This window comes from Neobacillus sp. GCM10027624, assembly GCF_042675345.1.
In the GTDB taxonomy this organism is placed as follows: Bacteria; Bacillota; Bacilli; order Bacillales; family Cytobacillaceae; genus Neobacillus; species Neobacillus cucumis_D.
In genome coordinates, this window is sequence record NZ_JBHTHD010000008.1 from 238,709 (window position 1) to 260,605 (window position 21,897).

General features: G+C 41.9%; 20 protein-coding genes. 3 read left to right on the top strand and 17 right to left on the bottom strand.

Translation table 11 applies throughout. The annotated features are described in order from the left end of the window. Positions 1-65: 65 nt before the first annotated feature. A complete protein-coding gene (locus ACFQZ9_RS12375) occupies positions 66-1,073 on the top strand; it encodes a DUF3231 family protein (RefSeq protein WP_498944023.1) in 1,008 nt (335 codons plus the stop codon). A gap of 267 nt (positions 1,074-1,340) precedes the next feature. On the opposite strand, the gene ACFQZ9_RS12380 is transcribed toward ACFQZ9_RS12375, so the two are convergent. From ACFQZ9_RS12380 to kdgD, 10 genes are all read right to left on the bottom strand, one after another. After that, positions 1,341-2,498 carry an iron-containing alcohol dehydrogenase gene (locus ACFQZ9_RS12380; RefSeq protein WP_498944024.1) on the bottom strand — a complete coding sequence of 386 codons (1,158 nt, stop codon included), beginning with the start codon at positions 2,496-2,498 and terminating at the stop codon, positions 1,341-1,343. A gap of 139 nt (positions 2,499-2,637) precedes the next feature. Beyond that, on the bottom strand, positions 2,638-3,126 hold the full coding sequence (locus tag ACFQZ9_RS12385; protein ID WP_498944025.1) for a DinB family protein: 489 nt from the start codon (positions 3,124-3,126) through the stop codon (positions 2,638-2,640). Positions 3,127-3,231: 105 nt separating this feature from the next. Next, positions 3,232-4,050, bottom strand: a complete 819-nt coding sequence (locus tag ACFQZ9_RS12390; protein WP_498944026.1) for a Rossmann-fold NAD(P)-binding domain-containing protein — start codon at positions 4,048-4,050, stop codon at positions 3,232-3,234. A gap of 120 nt (positions 4,051-4,170) precedes the next feature. After that, a complete protein-coding gene (locus ACFQZ9_RS12395; RefSeq protein WP_498944027.1) occupies positions 4,171-4,719 on the bottom strand; it encodes a YvdQ family spore coat protein in 549 nt (182 codons plus the stop codon). A 5-nt stretch (positions 4,720-4,724) separates the two neighbouring features. Further along, on the bottom strand, positions 4,725-5,282 hold the full coding sequence (locus tag ACFQZ9_RS12400) for a YvdQ family spore coat protein (protein WP_498944028.1): 558 nt from the start codon (positions 5,280-5,282) through the stop codon (positions 4,725-4,727). 111 nt (positions 5,283-5,393) lie between these two features. Beyond that, a complete protein-coding gene (locus ACFQZ9_RS12405; protein ID WP_498944029.1) occupies positions 5,394-6,713 on the bottom strand; it encodes an MFS transporter in 1,320 nt (439 codons plus the stop codon). Positions 6,714-6,819: 106 nt separating this feature from the next. Then, entirely contained in the window at positions 6,820-8,169 is a 1,350-nt protein-coding gene (locus ACFQZ9_RS12410) for a glucarate dehydratase family protein (protein ID WP_498944030.1), read from the bottom strand. 222 nt (positions 8,170-8,391) lie between these two features. Continuing rightward, complete coding sequence (garD, locus tag ACFQZ9_RS12415; RefSeq protein WP_498944031.1) at positions 8,392-9,921, bottom strand: galactarate dehydratase; 1,530 nt, start codon at positions 9,919-9,921, stop codon at positions 8,392-8,394. A gap of 36 nt (positions 9,922-9,957) precedes the next feature. After that, positions 9,958-11,421, bottom strand: a complete 1,464-nt coding sequence (gene gucD, locus ACFQZ9_RS12420; protein ID WP_498944032.1) for an alpha-ketoglutaric semialdehyde dehydrogenase GucD — start codon at positions 11,419-11,421, stop codon at positions 9,958-9,960. Then, positions 11,422-12,366 (bottom strand): 5-dehydro-4-deoxyglucarate dehydratase, encoded by a 945-nt coding sequence (gene kdgD / locus ACFQZ9_RS12425; protein WP_498944033.1) that lies wholly within the window; start codon positions 12,364-12,366, stop codon positions 11,422-11,424. Positions 12,367-12,596: 230 nt separating this feature from the next. On the opposite strand from kdgD, the gene gudD reads away from it, so the two are divergent. After that, positions 12,597-13,955, top strand: a complete 1,359-nt coding sequence (gene gudD, locus ACFQZ9_RS12430) for a glucarate dehydratase (protein WP_498944034.1) — start codon at positions 12,597-12,599, stop codon at positions 13,953-13,955. 118 nt (positions 13,956-14,073) lie between these two features. Continuing rightward, a complete protein-coding gene (locus tag ACFQZ9_RS12435; protein ID WP_498944035.1) occupies positions 14,074-14,775 on the top strand; it encodes a FadR/GntR family transcriptional regulator in 702 nt (233 codons plus the stop codon). Between the two features lie 677 nt (positions 14,776-15,452). Here the strand turns inward: ACFQZ9_RS12435 and ACFQZ9_RS12440 are convergent. From ACFQZ9_RS12440 to ACFQZ9_RS12470, 7 genes are all read right to left on the bottom strand, one after another. Continuing rightward, positions 15,453-16,304, bottom strand: coding sequence for a MurR/RpiR family transcriptional regulator (locus ACFQZ9_RS12440; RefSeq protein ID WP_498944036.1), 852 nt, complete (start codon positions 16,302-16,304; stop codon positions 15,453-15,455). Between the two features lie 14 nt (positions 16,305-16,318). Next, positions 16,319-17,206, bottom strand: coding sequence for an ROK family protein (locus ACFQZ9_RS12445; protein ID WP_498944037.1), 888 nt, complete (start codon positions 17,204-17,206; stop codon positions 16,319-16,321). Between the two features lie 75 nt (positions 17,207-17,281). Next, complete coding sequence (locus ACFQZ9_RS12450) at positions 17,282-17,971, bottom strand: N-acetylmannosamine-6-phosphate 2-epimerase (RefSeq protein ID WP_498944038.1); 690 nt, start codon at positions 17,969-17,971, stop codon at positions 17,282-17,284. A 93-nt stretch (positions 17,972-18,064) separates the two neighbouring features. Beyond that, positions 18,065-18,904, bottom strand: a complete 840-nt coding sequence (locus ACFQZ9_RS12455) for a carbohydrate ABC transporter permease (RefSeq protein ID WP_498944039.1) — start codon at positions 18,902-18,904, stop codon at positions 18,065-18,067. 12 nt (positions 18,905-18,916) lie between these two features. Continuing rightward, the gene (locus ACFQZ9_RS12460; RefSeq protein ID WP_133333046.1) at positions 18,917-19,792 is read right to left on the bottom strand and encodes a carbohydrate ABC transporter permease; all 876 of its coding nucleotides are present in this window, start codon (positions 19,790-19,792) and stop codon (positions 18,917-18,919) included. A gap of 69 nt (positions 19,793-19,861) precedes the next feature. Further along, positions 19,862-21,244 (bottom strand): ABC transporter substrate-binding protein, encoded by a 1,383-nt coding sequence (locus ACFQZ9_RS12465; protein WP_498944040.1) that lies wholly within the window; start codon positions 21,242-21,244, stop codon positions 19,862-19,864. Positions 21,245-21,258: 14 nt separating this feature from the next. Then, complete coding sequence (locus ACFQZ9_RS12470; RefSeq protein ID WP_498944041.1) at positions 21,259-21,897, bottom strand: SGNH/GDSL hydrolase family protein; 639 nt, start codon at positions 21,895-21,897, stop codon at positions 21,259-21,261.

Consider the following 21,897-nt stretch of genomic DNA (forward strand, 5'->3'; position numbering starts at 1 on the left):
TTGCTATTTTAACCATTAATATTAAGTGAAGGATTGGAGAAAGTAATTAGAAAGGAGTTGATAAGATGAGTCATTCAGAAAACGATATGCCTTTTATAGAATTAACCTCAAACGAAGTATCTAACCTTTGGTCTTCCTATTTAAAGAGCAGTATGGAACTAAGACTTTTTGAATATTTTTATGCAAGCACAGAAAATAACGAAATAAAACAAGTGATAGAAAAGATGTTAAATCAATCTCAAAATAATCTAAATGAACTCAAAGAGATTTATATCAAAGAGAATCTTACTATTCCACTTGGTTTTACCAATGAAGACGTAAGGGTTGACGCATTCAAAGTATTTTCCGATACATTTATTTTGTATTTTTGTTTTGATCTAACACACTTATCGATGAGTACATATCCAATTGCAATATCAGATTGCACCAGAAACGATGTGCGAGAACATTTTCAAAAAAATATTGCATTTTCTGTAAAAATTCAGAATGAAATTGTAGATCTAATGTTATCACAAGGAGTATATTTGAAACATCCACAAGTAGCGATAGATAGTAAGGTAGAATTTGCTGATTCCATGATATATCTCAATGGTTTTTTTGGTGGATCAAGACCTCTAAATACTGCTGAAATTGCTAATCTATCCAGAATTGTTCATAGAGCACAGTTTTCACAAATGGTATTTGTCACTTTTAATAAATTAGCGAAAGCAAAAGAGTTAAAACAACATTTTAGTAAAGGGAGAGATGGAATCAAAAAAGTATTAGATTCCCTTCAAGAAGTTCTTGATAAAGAAAATATTCCGATATCAGCATCAGGGGACTATAACATTTCCAATGTAGAGATGTCTCCATTCTCCGATAAGTTAATGTTGTTTTTTGCGAATACTTGTCTGGGAATATTCTGTTTTGCCATGATAAGTCAGGCTATGACTTCCAGTTTAAGAACGGATATTCTTTCTAAATTAGACAAAATATCTGACGATATGAAAAAGTATTATGGACTAGGTTTACTTTTAGCAATAAAAGAAAAATGGTTTGAACAACCTCCTCAAGTAGTAAATAGAGAAGTCTAGTTAGAGATATTACTTTAAGTTAATAGACATAACTAAAAAAGCACCAATATAGATTTGTGCACAGGCAGTTTCATGCTGCTTCAAGCAAAGCAAAAAGTCACCTTTAAAATGAGGTGACTTTTTGCTTTGGAAAAGGAAGTGCTACTCTTGGAATTGGTTCTAAGAACTTATTTAGTTTATTATAACTTGTTTACAGTTTAGTTAGAGAAATAGAACAATTTGGTAACCTTGTTTACAGTTTAGTTAATGGGCAATTTAAATTCTTAATTAGAATGCGGCCTTTAATATAGAAACGATGTCATCTAGTGATGCTTTTTTCGGGTTAAATAATGCACATGGGTCTTTCATAGATAGTTCAGCTAACATTAGAAGATCTTCTTCTTTTACGCCAATTTCAGATAATCTATTAGGAATCCCAACATCTTGGGCAAGCTTTTTAATTGCTGATACCGCTTTTTCTGCTGATTCCATTGGCGATAAATCATTAACTTTTTCGCCGAGTGCAATTGCTATCTCAGTTGCTTTTTCTGGTTTTGCATCCAAGTTAAACTTTACGATATGAGGTAAAAGAATAGCATTGCAAAGACCATGCGGCAAATTATAAACTCCTCCAAGTTGATGAGCAATTGCGTGTGCATAACCAAGAAGGGCGTTGTTGAAGGCCATTCCAGCTAAAAATTGGGCGTTTGTCATCCCTCCACGAGCAACTAAATTTTCACCATTTTTCACTGCGTTTCTTAGATGTTGGCCAACTAATCGAATAGCTTGTAGGGCACATGCATCTGTTACAGGAGTCGCCAAAATTGACATAAATGCTTCAACTGCATGTGTTAATGCATCCATTCCAGTTTCTGCTGTTAAATTGGCTGGTAATTTTTCTGTAAGTTGTGGGTCATTAATAGAAAGATTAGGTGTAATATGCTTATCTACTATGACCATTTTTTGAGAGCTATTCGTATTGGTAATAACAGCTATTCTTGTCATTTCACTAGCTGTACCTGCTGTTGTATTAACTGTGATGAGAGGAAGCATAGGTGATGGAGATAAGTCGATTCCAGCATAGTCATGGATAGTTCCTCCATTTGCAGCAACTAGGCAAATTGCTTTTGCGCAATCAAGTGAACTCCCCCCACCTATTGCTACAACCAAGTCACAGTTCTCCTTTTTTAGGAAGTTAACCCCATCTTCTACATTTTTATCTGTTGGATTTGGTTCTACATCTGAGAAAAGGCTTACAGGTATGTGTTCTTTTTGAATGGATTCAGCGATTGATTGGGTGAAATCCAATTTTTCAACCACTTTTCCTGTTACAATCAAGACATTTGTTCCACCAAGTTCTTTTACTTTTTGACCAACTTGTTTTGCTGCTCCGATACCAATTAAATTTTCATTTGGCATAAAAAAGCCGTATACTTGAGGTTCCATTTTTAAACACTCCTTAAATCTTAAATTATAAAATTCCAATTTAATTATATTTACAATTAGAATTAGCTGGAGTGATTAAAATCATATAATCTATGTGGTTATAATATCGGTCCCTTTTATTAATGATTATGGAACTAAATTAATCTTCTGTCCCTAATACATCGGTGTTCGGGGGTTCATACCCCATCTGGCGAAGCATGGCGACAATTTGCCCCTTGTGATGAAATTCATGTGTAATGGTATGCATGAGCAATTTTCCAGGCGTGATGGATAGCGTTTCTGGTGCCTCTCTCCAAGGGATCTTTTTTTCCATCATCTCATTTAATTGATTTCTAGGAAGTTCAAATACCTCATTTACAATCGAATCTACCTGTTCGAAACGGTCTTTTATTTTTTCCAAATGGAATTGATCCCGTTCCTCCTTAGGAGTAATCGGCTTCTTTGTCTTTTCTAAAACAAATGAGCCTAGCCATGCATAGTAACAATCTGCTATATGTATCAATGTGTCTCGTACACTTTGCAAAGCGAAGCCATGTTGGTGAGTAAAATCATTGGGATTTAGTTGCGCACAAAAGTCTAATAGTGTGCCGCGGGTTTGTCGGACCCATTCATATTCGTTTTGATTCATCATGCCACCCACTTTCAAGGAATACTATTACTTATTCAATAGATGTAAAAAAATACCTCCTATTACTGTCAGTCAATGATAAAGGGGCTGCTTCAGCAACCCCGTTTATCCCAGCAGGTAAGATATAATATCCATATTCGTACTTTGAAGAGAGCTTGGCATATCCTTTCGATTTGATTTCAATGCAAAATAAAAAGTGTCGGCCTTATCCTGAAACAAGTGATAGTTTAATAGGCTTTTTTTACTCCCAAGCTTGCTTATAATCTGTTCATAAAACTGTCCCTGCGTCATCCCATCCACTGAACCTAAGTGAAAAATCCCTTTTAGCTTATTTTCAATAATGAATCGGAGTTGCTTGGCTAACTGAATATCTAAAAGATTGTTACAAACGAGATTGCTGTACACATCGATCACTTTTTGACTCTTTATACTTTCTTTGATTGCATGATATCTTGGAGAATCCTTCCCCCATATCGCTGGGATTCGGATAATCATGGCTCGCTCAGCTAAAGTTTCTCTCAACATCTTTTCGCATTCAATTTTGAAGTTTCCATAATCGGATTGGGAAAAAGGTAGATCTGTTTCGGTGTAGGGTCTAGAATAGTCGTCATCAAATACATTTGTGGTAGAAATGAAATACAAACGACTATCCTTATTGTGTAATTCCGAAGCCAATTCTTTATGAAACTTTAGCTGATGATCATAGTCTCCTCTAAGGCACGATATCACCATGCCAGGATTGATTGCATGGATGATTTCCTTTAGCTTATCGGTTTGCTTAACTTCCAATTGAAACTGCTTACCATCCGGGAGACTGGGTAACGTTGTTGAATAAGTTCCATATACGTCAAAACCATCCTTCAATTCATCCGATAAAGCCCTCCCAACAAGACCACTCGAACCAAGAATAAGAACCTTTTCCATCGTACTTCCCCCATTCATCAACATGCTTTTATAATTAAACGATCGAAAGCAGTAAAAAGATACGTGATTTTCAACTATACTGTTCGACAAGAAAAAGCCATCCCTTTAGGACAGCTGCTGTCATTGACTCGGTAAACCGGGGGGATAATAGAGGGGTGGAACTTTCAGCCACCCTCGTCTTTTCAGAAGGGCTTTCATATTAGATCCAAATGTCATGTATTCCTCTAAAAATTCTACCCAGATTATACCAACGTCATTCCGTCCGCACTCATTGATCGCGGCAGCACAATAGGAAACACCTAAATACATTTTAATACCAATGCTGTTTGCAAGTTCATCATCGGTTAACTTGACGCCGGGGGGTACCTTATTTGGGTCTGAAATGGGTTTCGACTCACTTAAAGGCGGTAAAGGTACTCCTTCTGATCGTAAAAAGGCGATCATTCTTTCTTTCTGTGATTTTAGCATGGTTATCGTTTCTTGATAGGCTTTCCTTAATTCAGGGTCCGTTGTACTGTTAATCCCTGCTTCTGAATGTACTTGTTCATCCGCTATTTCAGAAAGGAATGACCAGAAAGACATAACCTCACCAACATGCAGGGGTGGTTTTGGCTCATCGTCCATTAAGGATTGAACTATGTTTTTAACAGCTTCTAATAGGTCTGGCACATTTCTCACCTTCCTGTATTCGGGGAACCTGGTGGATGATACGGCGGTGGAGCTTTGAGCCACCCTCGTTTTCGCATCAGCGATTTAAGTGTTGTTAAAAAGGTTATATGTTCCTGTAAAAATTTCCCCCACATGATTCCAACATCGGTACGAATTGTTTGGGCTGAACCAGCGGAACAGTTGGTAATCGCCATCGTGATTTTTTTCCTTAGGCTGTTTGCAAGTTCGTTATCCGTCAACTTGACACCGAGCGGGACACTATTTGGATCTGAGATAGGTTTGGATTCACTTGTGGGTGGCAAGGGTACTCCTTCTAACCGCAAAAAAGTTGTAAGCTTCTCTTTCTGCGCTTTAAACATTTCTACTGCTTCATGAAGGGCTTTTCTTAATTCTGGGTCGGTTGTGCTGTTCATTCCTGCTTCCGTCTGTACCTGCGTCTCCGCGCTTAAAGCTAAAAATAACCAGCATGACATCACCTCACCAACATGTAAGGGCGATTTCGGCTCATCGTCCACCAACGATTGCACCACATTCTTAATAGCTTCAAACACATCGGGGCACATACTCCACCTTCCTCTCTTTCTGTTAATTTTTCCCGAAGGTATATTTTTCATACAAATGATTCGACAAAAATCGGGCGGTGCCTGGCACCGCCCGATTTTTGTCGAAAGCTACTATTTGTTCTCTGCTAGTTCAATTCTTTCCGGTTTGTTTACGATGAAGATGTAGGCTAGTGCTCCGATCATCATGACGCTGGCGACAAAGATGAGGGCGCCGTTGAAGGAATGGGTTTTAGCGAATATTAATCCGATCACTAATGGTGTAACAATTCCTGCCGTATTCCCGATTGTATTGAAGATACCGCCGGTTAAACCAACCAATTCTTTCGGTGCCATATCACCGACAAGGGACCACGTAATTCCTGCCATTCCTTTTGCGAAAAAGGATAAAGTCATAATAATGATAATAATCGAAATATTTGAAGTGTAGTTCGCTAATACGATACTGCTCGATAATAGAAATCCCGCAATGATTGGTGTTTTACGTGCTACAGCGAGTGATTTTCCTCTTTTCAATAGGGCGTCAGAAATAAATCCTCCGAAAAGCCCTCCAAAAAATGCTCCCACATACGGGATTGATGCGGCAAAACCTGTTTGAATAAGTGTCAAGCCTTTCTCTTCTACAAGATACGTAGGGAACCAAGATAAGAAAAACCATACAATTGTATTCATTGCGTACTGGCCAATATAAATTCCAGCCATTTGTCTGTTGGTCAACAATAAGCGGACATCAGACCATTTCCATTTTCGTTTTTGTTCTTCATTGGCGAGTCCACCGCCTGAATTAATATAATCAATTTCTGCTTGATTGACACGTGGATGATTATAAGGTTCACGGACAAACTTAAACCATAGGATTGCCATCAGGACCCCTGCTCCTCCTGATACCCAAAATACATGACTCCAGCCAAAATCTTTTAAAATCCATGTCATAACGGGTGTAAAAAGGGCTAATCCAAAAAATTGTGCGGAGTTATAAATCGATACGGCCCTTCCACGTTCATGCTGCGGAAACCACATGGTGGTTAATCGGCTGTTTCCTGGAAAGGATGGAGCTTCCATGATTCCAACTAAGAATCTTAAAATGAATAATCCTACTAAAGTGCTGATGAATCCTTGAAAAAATGTACAAGCGGACCATAATAATAAGGCAATTCCATAGACGTTTCGTGCTCCAAATCGGTCGAGCAGCCATCCGCCTGGGATGTTAAAAATCGTGTAAGCCCAGTTAAAGGCTGAAAAAGCAATTCCCATTTTTACCGCGTCAAAAGCGAGGTCCTCTCGCATGACAGGAGCAGCGATACCAAGAGCAGAACGGTCAATATAGTTAATAATGGTAACGATAAATAACATGGTAAGGATCAAATACCTGACTCTGGTTTGTTTAAGGTTCTGTCCCTCTGGGCTAATCCGTTGAGCACTGCTATTATTCATTAACTTTCCTCCTATTCTTTGAAAACACGTATCTACTATAATATTTAAGCTTTATTGATGGTCATTGTTGTTTTCAAACTAAGATGTTTTGGACGAAAGGCATATTTTATCTCACCAAACACGGTTGCTTGGAATGGTATTGCCAATCTTTAATGAGATATTGCATCGAAATGGTATCATCACGATCGTGGTAAGGTAATTGACGATATAATTCATTGGCCATCATGACTTTATCCATATTGATTTCCACACCCAAACCTGGTCGATCCGGCAGTTTAATGACTCCATCCTTTATTTGCATCGGATTGTCGCATAATTCCTGACCATCCTGCCAAATATAGTGGGTATCGATCGGCGAAATATTTCCTGGTGCTGCAGCTGCTACTTGTGCAAACGCTGCCAATGTAATATCAAAGTGGTTATTGGAGTGGGACCCCCATGTTAATCCCCAGTCCTTCAATAGATACGCCATCCGAATGCTTCCATTTAATGTCCAGAAGTGAGGATCAGCTAACACAATATCCACTGCTCTAAGTGCAGCTGCATGATGGAATTGCCGCCAATTGGTTGCAATCATATTGGTCGCTATAGGCAGACCTGTTGCATCCTTGAATTCAGCCATGATCTCACGGCTCGAGAATCCAGCTTCAGGACCGCATGGGTCTTCAATATAGGCTAGAATATCATGCTTTCCTTTGCAAAGCCTTATGGCTTCTTCTAAGGACCAAGCCCCGTTTGGATCGAGGTTGATTCTTGCCTCAGGGAAGGCTTCATGTAACGCTTGAATCGCTTCCATTTCTTCGTCGCCGCTCAAGACCCCGCCTTTTAATTTGAAATTCGTAAATCCATAACGGCGATGGGCTGCTTTTGCTTGAGAAACAATTCCTTCAGCCGTTAAGGTTTCCATTCGTCTTACACGATCCCACTCATCCTTCCATTCGGTTTCGCGTAAATAAGGCAGATTCATTTTTTCACTATCTGCGATATAGAATAGGTATCCTAAGAAAGGAACCTCTGTCCGCTGCAGACCACCATCGCCGAGCAGAGCGGCGATGGGCTGATTTACAAATTTTCCGAGTAAGTCCATCATCGCGCATTCAACCGCTGCTTCTGCCTGGACGACAAATTTCAAATTGGCTAAATTTAATCCTTGTAACCCTTCACCAGAGTCACCTTTTACACTTAAGCCTCCGCTCCTTATGGCCGTAAGGCAGCCTCGATAGTTGGCAATTTCTTGGCCTACGACAAACGGGCGATAGCTTTCTAGCATTCTCGTAATGTCTTCGCCGCCATGAATCTCACCGATTCCCTTATTTCCTGTTTCATCTTCTAAGATGACAATATTACGGGTAAAAAAAGGTCCATGACAGCCGCTTAGTGTCAGCAGTGCACTATCATATCCGGCAACGGGAATCACTTTCATATCTGTGATGATGGGGGATCCTTGTCTTCTCATTCCATACCATCCTTCCTGGCTTGATTCATTTTTTAAAAAGTCCAGTGACAGCGCTATCAATTTCGTATGCAGTTTACGACAGGAGATTTTTCAGAAGAAAAATACTCATGTCGTTTGTAGATTGTTGATTTTTAAAGCATCGCAGGTAAAAGACTGAGTATCACAGATAAACCATTTTGGATGTGTAACTTTACACCTGTATGGTTCATTTTTTTAGTATTTTCACGTAATCGGAGCTGGATTAAACAAGGCTAAGTCATTGTGCAATCCCCAATGCTCTGTCCATGTTTTCTTTTGACCGCTTGCCACTTCCAAAATAAAGTGGAAAATCTCCCAGCCGACTTCTTCGATGGTTCTTTCCCCAGTTGCAATCGTGCCGGCATTGATATCAATCAAATCATCCCAATGCTCTGCCAATGCGTTACGGGTAGCCACCTTCACGACGGGGACCATTGCCAGTCCGTATGGCGTTCCTCTTCCGGTTGTGAACACTTGAAGATGCATCCCTGAAGCGAGCTGTAAGGTTCCACAGACAAAATCACTGGCAGGTGTGGCGGCAAAGAGTAACCCTTTTTCCTTCGCCTTTTCACCAGGTGCAAGGACGCCGGAAATCGGACTTTTCCCTGACTTTGCAATCGAACCCAATGATTTCTCCACTACATTGGCTAATCCACCCTTTTTATTCCCCGGAGACGGATTCGCCGATCGATCTACTTCTCCTCTGGACAAATACTGATCATACCATTCCATTTCACGAATTAACGCATTTCCTACTTCTTCATTGACGGCGCGCGGTGTTAATAAATGAATCGCATCTCGTACTTCGGTTACCTCTGAAAATAAGACCGTTGCACCAGAGCGAACCAATAAATCTGCGGCATAACCAACGGCTGGATTCGCGGTGACACCTGAGAAGGCGTCACTTCCCCCGCATTGAAGGCCGATGACGAGATCGGAAACTGGACAGGTTTCCCGTTTCCTTGTATTTAATCGGATTAATCTCTCTTCCGCCATCTCCATAATCGATTGAACCATGCCCATCATCCCCTGCTGATCTTGAAGGGAGAGGATATCGGCTTCATTCCTGTCTGGAGTGATTCGAATTGGAGAGAGCTTCTCACATCCCAGACCAATGACCATTGCTTCTCCCCCAAAATTCGGGTGTTTGGCTAGGTTGGTAATCGTTCGAATGGGAATTACTGCTTCAGGGGCGTTGATTGCCACCCCGCATCCATAACTATGGTTTAAGGCCACAACATCATCCACATTCGGATACTTCGGTAAAATCTCTGCTTTTATTTTTCGAACAACAAAATCAAGAACACCGACCACACATTGAACGCTTGTGGTAATTCCTAAGATATTCTTGGTTCCGGCACTGCCGTCCGGATTCCGAAACCCTTGAAACGTATAGCCTTTAAGCGCCGGCAAAGCTCCCGGCACTTGTGTGGCAATCGGCAACTCTTTTAAATTGGGGGATGATGGCAGTTTCACTAACGACTCTTCCACCCAGCTGCCCTTCGGAATGAAGGCAGCTGCATATCCAATTACTTCTCCATAGCGGATAATCGCATCATCTTCCTGGAAATCGGTTAAGGCTACTTTATGCCCTTGCGGAATTCTTTCTTTCAGTTCCAGTCCACAGGAGAAAACCGTTCCGGAATCCAATCCCCCTGTATTCACGACAATCGCTACATTGTCTTTTTGATCTACTTGAATGTAAAGAGGTGTTTCTTTTACCGTCGTTTTCAACTTTTCGATTCTCCCCTTTCATATAATAGTAGTTTCTTATTTTACAAAAACCGTTTTAATCGATGTAAAGAACTCTTTTGCGGCTTCCCCTTGTTCACGGGAATGCGAGCTGGAGTTTTTCATGCCCCCGAATGGAGCCTGCAATTCAACCCCTGCACTTTCTGCATTGACCCGGATCAACCCTGCTTCCATATCGCTGACGAAGGATAGCAGATTCTGAATATTTGTGGTAAAAATCGAAGCGCTCAGGCCATATTGTACATTGTTCGCAATCTTTAGGGCTTCTTCAACTGATTCAGCCTTCAGCAAAGCAATGACAGGTCCAAAGATTTCCTCCTGTACAATCGCCATATCCTCTGTACAGTGATCAAAGATGGTTGGTTCTACATAGAAGCCGTTCGCCAAATCCCCTTCTACCACGCGTTTTCCGCCGGTTAGCAGTTCGGCGCCTTCCTCAAGCCCTTTCTCTATGTAGGATAGAACGGTGTTGAGCTGGCTTTCACTTGCGCTCGGCCCCATCCATACCGTGCTGTCGAGTCCATTTCCAATTGTAATCTCTTGTGTTTTTTGCACAAGCTTTTCTTTGAATTCTTCGTAAATTCCTTGTTCCACGATCACTCGGCTAGTTGCTGTGCACTTTTGACCAGTGGAACGGAAGGCACCGGCAATGACGGCTTCTACTGCGAGGTCAAGATCGGCATCTGCTGCCACAATCACAGGGTTTTTCCCGCCCATTTCCAGCTGGTATTTGGCCCCGCGCTGTAAGGCGGCCTGCCCAATTCTTTTTCCGACACCGTTTGAACCAGTAAAGGTAATCCCGTTAATATCCTCATGATCGGCGATCCCTTGTCCAATCACACTTCCTGGTCCTGTGACCATATTCACGACACCAGCAGGGAAACCTGCTTCTTCAAAGCACTCGATGATTTTTGCAAGGGTAACAGCGGTTTCCGTTGCAGGCTTGACGACAATGGTGTTTCCGTATACAAGTGCCGGTGCCATTTTCCAAATCGGAATCGCAATCGGGAAGTTCCATGGTGTAATCACCCCTACAACCCCAAGCGGAACACGTGTAGTAAACATTAGTGCGCTGCTGTCAGTGGATGGAATCACATCGCCCACCTTGCGCATTCCTTCCCCAGCATAGTACTTCAGGATGGCAATCCCGCGGGCAGTTTCCCCTTTTGTTTCCGCAAAGGTTTTCCCCATTTCTCTTGTTGCGCATTCAGCAATCTCATCGATCCGTTTTTCAAGAATTGCCGCTGCTTTAAAGAGGTACTCGCCGCGCGCCGCGCCTGAAAGTTTGCGCCAGTTCTCTTTCGCTTGTTTTGCGGCGTTGACCGCACGGTTCAAATCATCCTCGGTTGATTTTTGGACATAACCGACAATTTCCTGTTGGTCTGCCGGATTGATACTTTTCTCTACTTCATTGGAAGCTGAAGCGATCCATTCACCGTTAATATAGTTAAGATAGGTTTTTGTTTGAACAGTTGTGGTCATCTATAAGTCTCCTTTTATGGATTGAACGAGTATGTTTTTTGGATAAAGATCGATTGCTTTTTTCAAAATCGTTTCTAGTTCTCTATAATGTTCTTTTTCTACCGGAAGAATTGGCAGTCTTACTGTTTCTCCTACTGGCAATCCCACAATTTCCATACCGGCCTTAATCAGTGATACCGCATAGCCCTTGCGCTGGCGGCGAATATTATTAATAGGTAAGATCACTTGTTGTAATATGTCTTGTACGACTACCTGCTCCCCGTTCAATAGCGCTTCGTAAAATTTCCTCGAGATGTGCGGGATGTAATTCGAAATCGCGGAGGAGTAAGAGTCAAAGCCAAGTGGCACGTATGCCGGCATGGTTAGTTCTGCTAATGGCATTCCATTGAGCCAGCTAAACCGCTTTCCAAATGTTTGGGTCAAAATCGTATTTAACTCCATATCTCCTAAGCCATCTTTCACTCCGACGACCTGAGGGACTTCTGCTAACGCTTCCAATGCAGAAACGGATAAAGAAACCTGATCGCGCTGATAGACAATTGCATTTAAATCGGTACTTTCCGCAATCGTTTTAAAATAACCCGCTAAGCCTGCCTGTTCCCCAGCCACTAGGTATGGAGGCAGGATCAAATAGCCATCGGCCCCTTTATCTGCAGAGATCTTCGCGAACTCTAAGGAAGTTTGAATATTGCCGCCAACTCCTGTGTATACAGGTACCTTTCCTCCTGTAACAGCTACAGCCACATCGACCATTGCTTCATATTCTTCTTTACTTATTGATTGATATTCTCCAGCTCCACAAGCTACAAAGATTGCTTCAAGCCCTTCATCTAATAAAAATTGAATATTGGTAGCAAGTCCTTTTTCATCAAGTTGGTTGTTTTCGGTAAAAGGCGCAACTGGAAATCCCAAAATTCCTGTTGGAGCCTTACGTGTTGTCGTCATCCTTGTTCCTCCTTTTTGTTTGGTTGTTCGTTTGTTTTATTGTAAGACAAATAAATTAATCGGTCAATTACTTATTTTCAGAAATTTAAAAATCAAATGATTGACAAACAATTTTATTTGTCTTACCATTTGGAAAAATAGATGTTTACCGCCTCTTCTTTCATATTTTGTAACCGGTCCCTTTTTGAAAGAAGGCAAGAAAGGTTCAACTACTAAAAGGAGTGAAAGATATGGAAGCACAATTCGTTCAACACGCTAAAAAAACAAGTACACCGATTATTACAGAAATGCTGGTGGTTCCCGTTGCTGGACATGACAGCATGCTTCTTAATTTGAGCGGCGCCCATGCCCCCTACTTCACACGCAACATTGTCATTCTAAAGGATAATGCAGGAAATACCGGAGTCGGAGAAGTTCCAGGCGGCGAAAGAATCCGCCAGACCCTCGAAGATACGAAACCATTCGTGATTGGCCAATCGATTGGTACATACAAAAATATTTTAACTACGATTCGCAACCAATTTGCGGACCGAGACTCGGCAGGTAGAGGACTTCAAACCTTTGACCTCCGTACCACGATTCACGCGGTTACGGCATTAGAGGCTTCACTTCTTGATTTAGTCGGACAATATCTACAAGTTCCTGTAGCGGCTCTTCTCGGTGAAGGCCAGCAGCGCGACAAAGTAGAAATGTTAGGGTACTTATTTTATGTAGGAGATCGAAAGAAAACCGATCTTGATTATCTAAGTGCACCGGATGCGGCAGATGACTGGTTCCGCCTTCGTCATGAAGAAGCATTAACACCGGAAGCAATTGTGCGTTTGGCAGAAGCTGCCCGGGAGCGCTATGGATTTAATGATTTCAAATTAAAAGGCGGCGTACTAAGGGGCGAAGAAGAAATTGAAGCCGTAACGGCGCTTGCGGAGCGCTTCCCTGAAGCTCGCATTACGCTTGATCCAAATGGCGGCTGGTTATTAAAGGACGCGATTCGGCTTTGCCGGGACCAACACCATGTTTTAGCGTATGGGGAAGATCCTTGCGGTGCAGAAGATGGATTCTCCGGCCGCGAGGTCATGACCGAATTTAGACGGGCAACAGGTCTCCCGACTGCCACGAATATGATTGCGACAGATTGGCGGCAAATGGGGCATTCGATTCAGCTTCAGTCTGTTGACATCCCGCTTGCTGATCCACATTTTTGGACGATGCAGGGCTCCGTTTGCGTTGCCCAAATGTGTCATGAATGGGGTCTGACATGGGGTTCACACTCCAATAACCACTTTGATATTTCACTGGCGATGTTTACCCATGTTGCAGCAGCGGCGCCGGGGAAAATTACAGCGATTGATACCCACTGGATTTGGCAGGACGGGCAGCGTCTAACCAAAGAGCCATTCAAGATTGTCGGCGGCATGGTGGATGTACCAACGAAACCGGGTCTTGGAGTGGAAATTGATATGGAACGGATTGAGAAAGCGCATCAGCTTTATCAACAAAAAGGGCTTGGCTCCCGCGATGATGCCATTGGTATGCAGTACTTGGTTCCGAACTGGAAGTTTGATCCTAAAAAGCCTTGCCTGGTTCGATAATTTTTTTTACGGTGCGTTTCTCAATAGAGGGACGCACTATTCTTTTTAAGACAGAAGTATGTTAGTATAATTGTATTACAATATGACTATTAATGAAGTCAAATAGAGGTGTTATACTTTGGAACCATCATCAAAGAAATTAGAGGTTCAATCGGTAAGCCGGAATACCCTTTCCAAACAAGTCGTCGACCAGATTGTCCAGCTGCTCGTCAGCGGGCAAATGAAGTCAGGTGACAAACTGCCGCCTGAAATGGAACTGATGAAGGAACTCGATGTGAGCCGGCCGGTTTTACGCGAGGCGCTTAGTTCACTTGAAACGCTTGGTGTGATTACACGGAAAACACGGGAAGGCACATTTTTTAATAATAAAGTCGGGTCCTATCCCTTCTCGATCATGTTAGCACTGGCTACGGATAACTTACCCGTCATTATTGAAGCGCGTATGTCTCTTGAACTTGGACTTGTGACGATTGCAGCTGAAAAAATTAAGGATGAAGATCTGGCGAGACTGCAGGAAACCATTGAGACCATCAAGAATAGCAAAGATAATAATTACGGTGAGGCCGACAAGGAATTTCATCGGATTATTGCCATGAGTGCAAATAATCCAATTGTCGAGGGGATGATTGACTCCCTGCTGATCACTCATGAGAAAACGGACAGTCTCATCAAATTCAGGGAACGCGACCTGACCGTAGCTTTTCACCAAGGCATCTACGAAGCGCTCGCAGCACATAATCCCCATGAAGCATTCAACCAAATGTACAAGCATCTAGACTATGTCCGTCAGAAAATTCTTCAACACTCACAAATAAATTAGAGTTGTTTTCGATAAAAATCGGGTGGTGCCACCCGATTTTTTTTATATATAAAAGACATATTCAGCATGGGGAGATGAGCCCCTGTTTAAGAGCTGCTCCGTTATGGGGCTTTACCCTCCGGTTTTGTGATTTACACTCTAGTTCTACTCGTTTACCCACCGCTTTGGACAAAATACCTTCCACTTCTATAAAGTCTTCCCCATTAAGTGGCTTCAACCAGGCTCAGATACCCTTTTTTGAACAAAAATTTCCTTTTTTAGTAAATTTCTGTCCCCACTTTTCCTGCAAATCTTCAAATCTTGCTTTTACCCACCGGTTTCGGGGCTTTACCTTTCGCTTTTGTGGATTTACACTCCGATTCTGCTCATTTACCATCCGCTTCAGGCGAAATACCCTCCACTACTATAAAGTCTCCCTCATTCTAAAGTCTCTACCGGGCTCAGATACCTTTTTTGAAGGGAAATTTCCTTTTTTAGTAAATTCCTGTCCCCCTCTTTTCCTTCAAATCTACAAAATCTTGCTTTTACCCACCGGTTCCGGGGCTTTACCCTCCGCTCTTTCCGATTTACACTCCGGTTTTGCTCCTTTACCCACCACTTGGCCGAACCGTCCCCGTGGTCCCATTCGACAAAAATCGGGTGGTGACAGGCACCACCCGATTTTTGTCGAACGAACGCTATAGCATTTTCTCAATAACGGCGTTAGCTGTAGCTTCTTTGTTGAGTGTTGATTCTTTGTAGTTTCTTCTGAAGAATTCGGCGTATAGGATGTCGAGCAGGTAGAGCTGTGAGATTTTGGCGGAGAGGCTGCCGCCTTGGAGCGGTCCTTCGTTTGATCCGCAAAGCAGGGTAATATCCGCATAATTGGTCAAGGGTGATTTCGCAAATCGGGTAATCGAAATGACTTTTGCTCCTCTTTCCTTTGCTGCCTTTGCGACATCAATCGTATCCTTCGTTGACCCTGAATAAGAGATCGCAACCGCCACATCCCTGTCTGTCATTAAAGAGGCGGACATAATTTGCAAATGGGAATCGATCGAGCATTCCGTTTTATTCGTGATCCTCATAAACTTATTCTTCGCTTCCATTGCCGTCATCAAAGAGGACCCTACGCCAAAAAAGTGAATCCGGTCTGCCTGAATGAAACAATCAATGGCCTTCGCAATGTCTGCCTCATTGATGAGATTAGAGGTTTCCGTCAGCGCATTGATATTCGTCGATAAAATTTTCGATGCCAATTCTCCGATCGTATCCTGCTGGGTAATTTCGCCGGACATTTGCTGCGTTTCTTCATCTTGGGTACTGTGGGCCAAGGCAATTTTAAATTCCTGGTAGCCTTTTAAATTCATGGTTTTGCAAAATCGAAATACACTGGCCTCCCCTACATTACATGCATCCGCAAGGTCAGTAATCGACATGTAGATGACATCCTGCATATTTTCAAGAATATAGTCGGCTACCTTTTTTTCAGATTTCGTAAAGGCATTGTAGTTTGAACGAATCAATGAAAAAATATCTACTTTTGACATACATAGCACTCCTTCTAGTTCCCACTTCTCAGATGAAGCGAAACCGCCCCAAGAATTCCAGCTTTATTTCCAAGAGAAGCCTTTAGGATTTTCACATCAGAAAAGCTTTCCATGATTAACTCCCGTACTTCAGCCGCTACCATTTTCACCAAAATTTCCTGTTCCATTACACCGCCGCCAATGATGATCGCCCGAGGGTTAAAGATATGGACCAACGAAGCAAGTCCGATGGCCACTTCAAATACCCAATGATTGAGCACATTAATCATCCGGCTGTCACCACGGTAAAGTTTTTCAAAAATGACTTTTCCATTCAGGCACTCCGGATCCACTTCCTTTGCCATCCGCACCAATGCGGTCGTGGAGGCATATTGTTCATAACAGCCTTGTCCACCGCAGTTACACGGCAATCCTTTAGGATGGGTCAAGATATGCCCAAATTCAGCCGCGACCCCATTATATCCTGAGTAAATTTCGTTATTTTGAATGATGGCACCGCCGATACCGGTTCCATACGTCAAACAAAGAAAATCCTGAAAATCACGTCCGGCACCAAAATACTGTTCTCCCAAAGCAGCGGCATTCACGTCATTCTCTACTTTAACAGGAACCTTAAATTTTTCTTCTAACAGATCCTTTAACCGTGTTCCCGTATAGTTTGGGATATTTTCATTGGCATAAATAATGCAGCCCTGCTCGCGATCCACCTGTCCTGCCGTACTGATTCCGATCGCATCAAAGCCATCATATTCGGAGATGATTTGCATGAGCTTTTCAACGACAAATTTTCCACCTTTTTTGCTTTCCGTATCATATTCTTTAAAAACAGCCAAATTTCCTTTTTCATCGGAAATTCCCAGCTTAATTGAGGTTCCACCAATGTCAGCAGCTAATATTTTCAAGTCTCTCACCCTTTACCCATTTCCTTAGGCGGTACAAATCCCACGAGAATCACCCGTGGGATTTATAGCATTTATCTAAGAAATCGCTTGAATAAACCTTTTTGTGATCTCCATCGGTCTCGTAATTGCTGAGCCCACAACCGCTGTATGGGCACCTCGTTCAAAAACAGACTTCAGTTCCTCCGGAGACCAAATCCCGCCTTCTGCGATAATCGGAAGATCAAAATCTCTTTTTAATTTCCCGATTAACTCAACATCAGGCAGTTTCTGATTGTGCGTGTAGGAGGTATAACCGCTTAAAGTGGTCCCGATACAATCAAACCCTAATTCATAGGCTAGTTCCCCTTCTTCATAGGTTGAGCAATCTGCCATAAAGATTTGATCTGGGTACTTACTGCGGATGATTGGAAAGATTTCATGAATGGTCTTGCCATCCGGTCTGATCCGATTCGTTGCATCTAATGCAATGATATCGACTCCCTCTTGATAAAGCAATTCAATTTCATCCATTGTAGGTGTGATAAATACCTCCGAGCCCTCATACACACGTTTAATAATTCCGATGATCGGCAAGGAAACGGTTTTTTTAATTTCGCGAATATCGTCCACGCTATTCGCCCGTATCCCGCATGCTCCCCCAAGCATTGCAGCGTATGCCATCCTTCCCATGATATACGAGCTGTGAAGCGGCTCCTCTGGAAGTGCTTGACAGGACACGATAAGCTTCCCTTTAATTTTTGCGAATAGTTCTTCCTTGTTCTTCATTTCAAAGCATCTCCAGTTGATTATTTAAAAAATGGTTGGTATCTGATTTGCTTTCCGTGGAGATCGACAAGACGATCCGATGAACACCAAGGCTCATCCCTTTTCTGCCCCAATCGCCAATCCTTTTGTAAAGTAACGTTGAAAAAGTATAAAGATTACAAGCATTGGCACCGCAGCCACCGTAGCACCTGCCATCTTATAAGCAAAGTTCGGACTTAAATCCTGCATCAAGGATGCAATTCCGACCATTAACGTTTTTGAAGTTTCCTCCTGGCCGACAATTAACTGCCAGAGGTAATCGTTCCATACCTGAACAAAATTCAGGATGAATAACGCACCGATTCCGGGTTTCACAATCGGCAAGATAATTTTATAAAAAGTATAAAACTCCCCTGCTCCGTCAATCCGGGCCGCTTCTCGTAGTGAATCAGGTATCGTATCAAAAAATCCCTTAAGCAGAAATACTCCAAAGGCTGTGGCAACATTCGGCCAAATCATGCCATTTAGTGAATTTACCATTCCAAACTCCTGAATAATCCTGAATAAAGGAACGATCATGACCTCTTTTGGAATCATTAAACTGGAAATAAAGATAATATAAATGACATTTTTTCCTTTAAACTTCAACTTTGAGAACGCATAAGCGGCAAGTGAGCTGACAATAATCACTGCGACGGTTGTAACCAGTGAGACAATAATACTGTTAAATGTCCATCTTAATGCTGGCTGGTTCTGGAAAACGTCCGCATAGTTACTAAAGGACATCGTTTTCGGAAACCAATCAGGAGGCATTTTGATTACATCCGAACTGTTTTTTAAGGAACTAGTAAAAAGCCAATAAAGAGGAAATATATTTAGGACAGCAAAGAAAATGATGATCACATTGGCGATTACGTCAACGGTTTCTCTTTTTTTCTTGTTTTTCGTTTTCATGCGAATTCACCTCTAATCTTTCTTAAACATTGCTCTTAATTGTGGAACCGATAATATTAATGTAATTAAGAACATAATCACACCTACTGCAGAAGCCACACCAAGCTGATTATACTTAAAGGCATTATTGTATAAGAAATACATAAGAGTCGTAGAAGCATTGTTTGGTCCGCCACCGGTTAATAGTTGAATTACAACGAAAATCTTTAAGACGGCAATAATGTTCATAATCGTGATATAGATCGTAGTAGGTTTGACCATCGGAATCAGGATTTTCATAATGATGGTCGTTCTGCTGGCCCCATCCACTTCTGCTGCTTCAAATAGTTCCTTTGGTACCCCGATCATCGACGCAATGTAGAGAATAATCGCTTGACCTACATTGGTTGCAAACGTAACGAAAATGATCACCGGTAATACCGTATGGGGATTCCCTAAAAAGTTCACATTTGAAAAATCTAGTTGTTTGGCCACGTACGGGATCAGTCCATTAGCTGGATTTAGTAAGAAACTCCAGATCATACTCATGACAACCATCGAAACCATTACAGGGATATAGTAGGCTCCTCGGATAAAGGAAACATATTTTGCATTTTTATCAAATACAGCCGATGCAACAAATAGAGAAAATATAACTGTTAAGGCCACAATGAAGATAACGAAAACAACGGTGTTAATCGTAGATTTTACAAAAACAGGGTCCTGAAAGAGTCTGGTGTAGTTGTCAAATCCGACAAATACTTCATTGGTGTAATTAATTCTGAACAAGCTTAGTCGAATTCCTTCAATGATGGGATAAACAAGAAATACTAAGAAGAGTAAAAGTTGTGGAGCTACAAATAGATACCCTGTCATATTTTCTTTGAAAGTATGCTTATTGAATTTCATCGTAACCATTACCTTTCTAAAATTTAAGCCCCTAATCTTGAGGGGCTTAAATTTTTAAAGTTTACAGGGCTATTGTTTGATAACTGAGTTGGCCCTTGCATTTTCAATAATTCCATTACCATTTTTCTGATAGTCTTTCACGGCTTGTTCAGCTGATTTTTGTCCAGTTAATAACGCTTGAAGCTCTGGATATAAAGCCTGTCTTAGCTCGCTGTAGCCTGGAACACTGCCAGTAAAGTTGAACAAATACTTTGCGTTTTTATCGTATGCTGCGAATAATGGATTTTGAGACTTAAATTCATTCGCTACAGAAGTCCTTACTGGAACTCCATTTTTTGAAGCTTTTACGAGTTCAGGATCGGTTGAGAAGAATTTAACAAAATCTTTACTTACTTTAATTCTTGTTTTGTCCTTCGTATTGAAAACAGCAGCACCTGATACATACGTAAAGGTTAACGGATCTCCGCTTTCAGATGGAATATTCGCTAGGCGGATATCAAACTTTGGCGCTTTACCAGCAGCCATATCTGCTTTTGCATTGTTAAACAACACTGAGTTTGTGAAGCTGATTGCTAACTTTTGATTTTGAAACATGGCATTGGCATCATTAGATGAAACTGATTCTGCCCCTGGGTTTGTTAATCCAGCATCATAGATTTTCTTTAACCATTTTGCTGCCTTCACTCCGTTTGCATCATCAAGGATAATGTTACCTTTGTCATCGAAGAACTTATTACCAAACATTCTTAAATAAGCTAGGTTCCATGTATCGCCTTGGTTATTTAACGCATATAGCGCCATTGGATACTTATCCTTCGGTAGATCCTTCTTCAGCGCATTGAGGATGGTTTCGTAATCTTTTAACGTCCAAGTCTTGATTTCATCCTTGCCGCCAAGATACTTTTCAAGTCCTGCTGCCTTGAACATGTCCGCGTTGTACGCTAAGGTTCCTGGCATGTGAGAGAATGGATAGAAGTAAACATCCTTGCCGAACGTCACACTATCCCAGTACTTTTGATCAATGTCCTTTTTCGCAGCGTCATCAACGATATCGTTTAACGGAACTAATGCACCACGATGGGCATAATCACCCATTGCGAACGTGTTTTCAAAGAAGATATCCGGAGGAGTGCCGCCGTTTAACTTAACATTTAAGAGTTCATCCCTTTGTTCAGCTGCAACTACTTCTACCTTCACTTTTACGTCGTAGTCTTTATACTGTTTGGAGAACTTATCTGCTGCATACTTAAAGAAGCTGTCGTAGTCTGCCCCTTTTTCTGTAGGGTCCATGACTCCTTTCCATTGCGGTGTTAACATAAGCGACAATTCAACTGTCTTTTTACCATTTGCCCCTTCATCCGATTTACTTGTTTCTTTGTTTGCACAACCGGCTAAAGCTCCAAGTGCAAGCACACCAGACAAAGCAGTGGCCAAAAAGCGTTTTTTCAACATTCATTTTTCCCCCTTTATAGCATGTTTTTTATTTTTTGAAGGACAAGCCTGGCTAAAAGCTGATGTCCTTCTTGATCCAAATGCATGTAGTCAATGGTATTCATCTGTACATGACCGCTTAAATCGAGAAACTCAGTTCCTTGCAGCTGCAGCAGCTCCTTTAAATGGCCGGGCAGTTCAGCTGATTTCTGATCACAATTTTTCCCCATTGACTTTCCTACTTCAGTGTCCATGTACTCTTTCCCAATGGGAGGCGGCGCCATCACAAGTACTTTAAGTGGTGCGCCATTCAAGCCTGCCGGAGTATTTTTTGCCTTTAGCGCAAGCCTGGCAATTCCTTGAGCGATATTAAAAGAAGTGAGATTAAATCTTTCCTTTGTATCATTGGTTCCAAGCATGATCACCACTAACTCAAGTGGCGCATGACTCATTAAACAAGGATGAAGATAGGTCAAACCGTTTAAGCCTTCAAACAATGGATCGTCTACGACGCTTGTTCTGCCAGAAAGTCCTTCCTCGACTACTTGAAAGTCATCGCCTAACCATTCAGCTAGAAGGCTAGTCCATCTGACTCCTTCGGGAAATCTCCCCATCGTTGCCGCATCAAAGCCCCATGTGTTTGAATCTCCAAAGCAGACAATTCTTCGCTTCAT

Coding starts and splice junctions, on each gene's coding strand:
- ACFQZ9_RS12375 (WP_498944023.1), top strand. CDS start 66: ATGAGTCATTCAGAAAACGATATGCCTTTTATAGAATTAACCTCAAAC.
- ACFQZ9_RS12380 (WP_498944024.1), bottom strand. CDS start 2,498: ATGGAACCTCAAGTATACGGCTTTTTTATGCCAAATGAAAATTTAATT.
- ACFQZ9_RS12385 (WP_498944025.1), bottom strand. CDS start 3,126: ATGAATCAAAACGAATATGAATGGGTCCGACAAACCCGCGGCACACTA.
- ACFQZ9_RS12390 (WP_498944026.1), bottom strand. CDS start 4,050: ATGGAAAAGGTTCTTATTCTTGGTTCGAGTGGTCTTGTTGGGAGGGCT.
- ACFQZ9_RS12400 (WP_498944028.1), bottom strand. CDS start 5,282: ATGTGCCCCGATGTGTTTGAAGCTATTAAGAATGTGGTGCAATCGTTG.
- ACFQZ9_RS12405 (WP_498944029.1), bottom strand. CDS start 6,713: ATGAATAATAGCAGTGCTCAACGGATTAGCCCAGAGGGACAGAACCTT.
- ACFQZ9_RS12410 (WP_498944030.1), bottom strand. CDS start 8,169: ATGAGAAGACAAGGATCCCCCATCATCACAGATATGAAAGTGATTCCC.
- gucD (WP_498944032.1), bottom strand. CDS start 11,421: ATGACCACAACTGTTCAAACAAAAACCTATCTTAACTATATTAACGGT.
- kdgD (WP_498944033.1), bottom strand. CDS start 12,366: ATGACGACAACACGTAAGGCTCCAACAGGAATTTTGGGATTTCCAGTT.
- gudD (WP_498944034.1), top strand. CDS start 12,597: ATGGAAGCACAATTCGTTCAACACGCTAAAAAAACAAGTACACCGATT.
- ACFQZ9_RS12440 (WP_498944036.1), bottom strand. CDS start 16,304: ATGTCAAAAGTAGATATTTTTTCATTGATTCGTTCAAACTACAATGCC.
- ACFQZ9_RS12450 (WP_498944038.1), bottom strand. CDS start 17,971: ATGAAGAACAAGGAAGAACTATTCGCAAAAATTAAAGGGAAGCTTATC.
- ACFQZ9_RS12455 (WP_498944039.1), bottom strand. CDS start 18,904: ATGAAAACGAAAAACAAGAAAAAAAGAGAAACCGTTGACGTAATCGCC.
- ACFQZ9_RS12460 (WP_133333046.1), bottom strand. CDS start 19,792: ATGAAATTCAATAAGCATACTTTCAAAGAAAATATGACAGGGTATCTA.
- ACFQZ9_RS12465 (WP_498944040.1), bottom strand. CDS start 21,244: ATGTTGAAAAAACGCTTTTTGGCCACTGCTTTGTCTGGTGTGCTTGCA.
- ACFQZ9_RS12470 (WP_498944041.1), bottom strand. CDS start 21,897: ATGAAGCGAAGAATTGTCTGCTTTGGAGATTCAAACACATGGGGCTTT.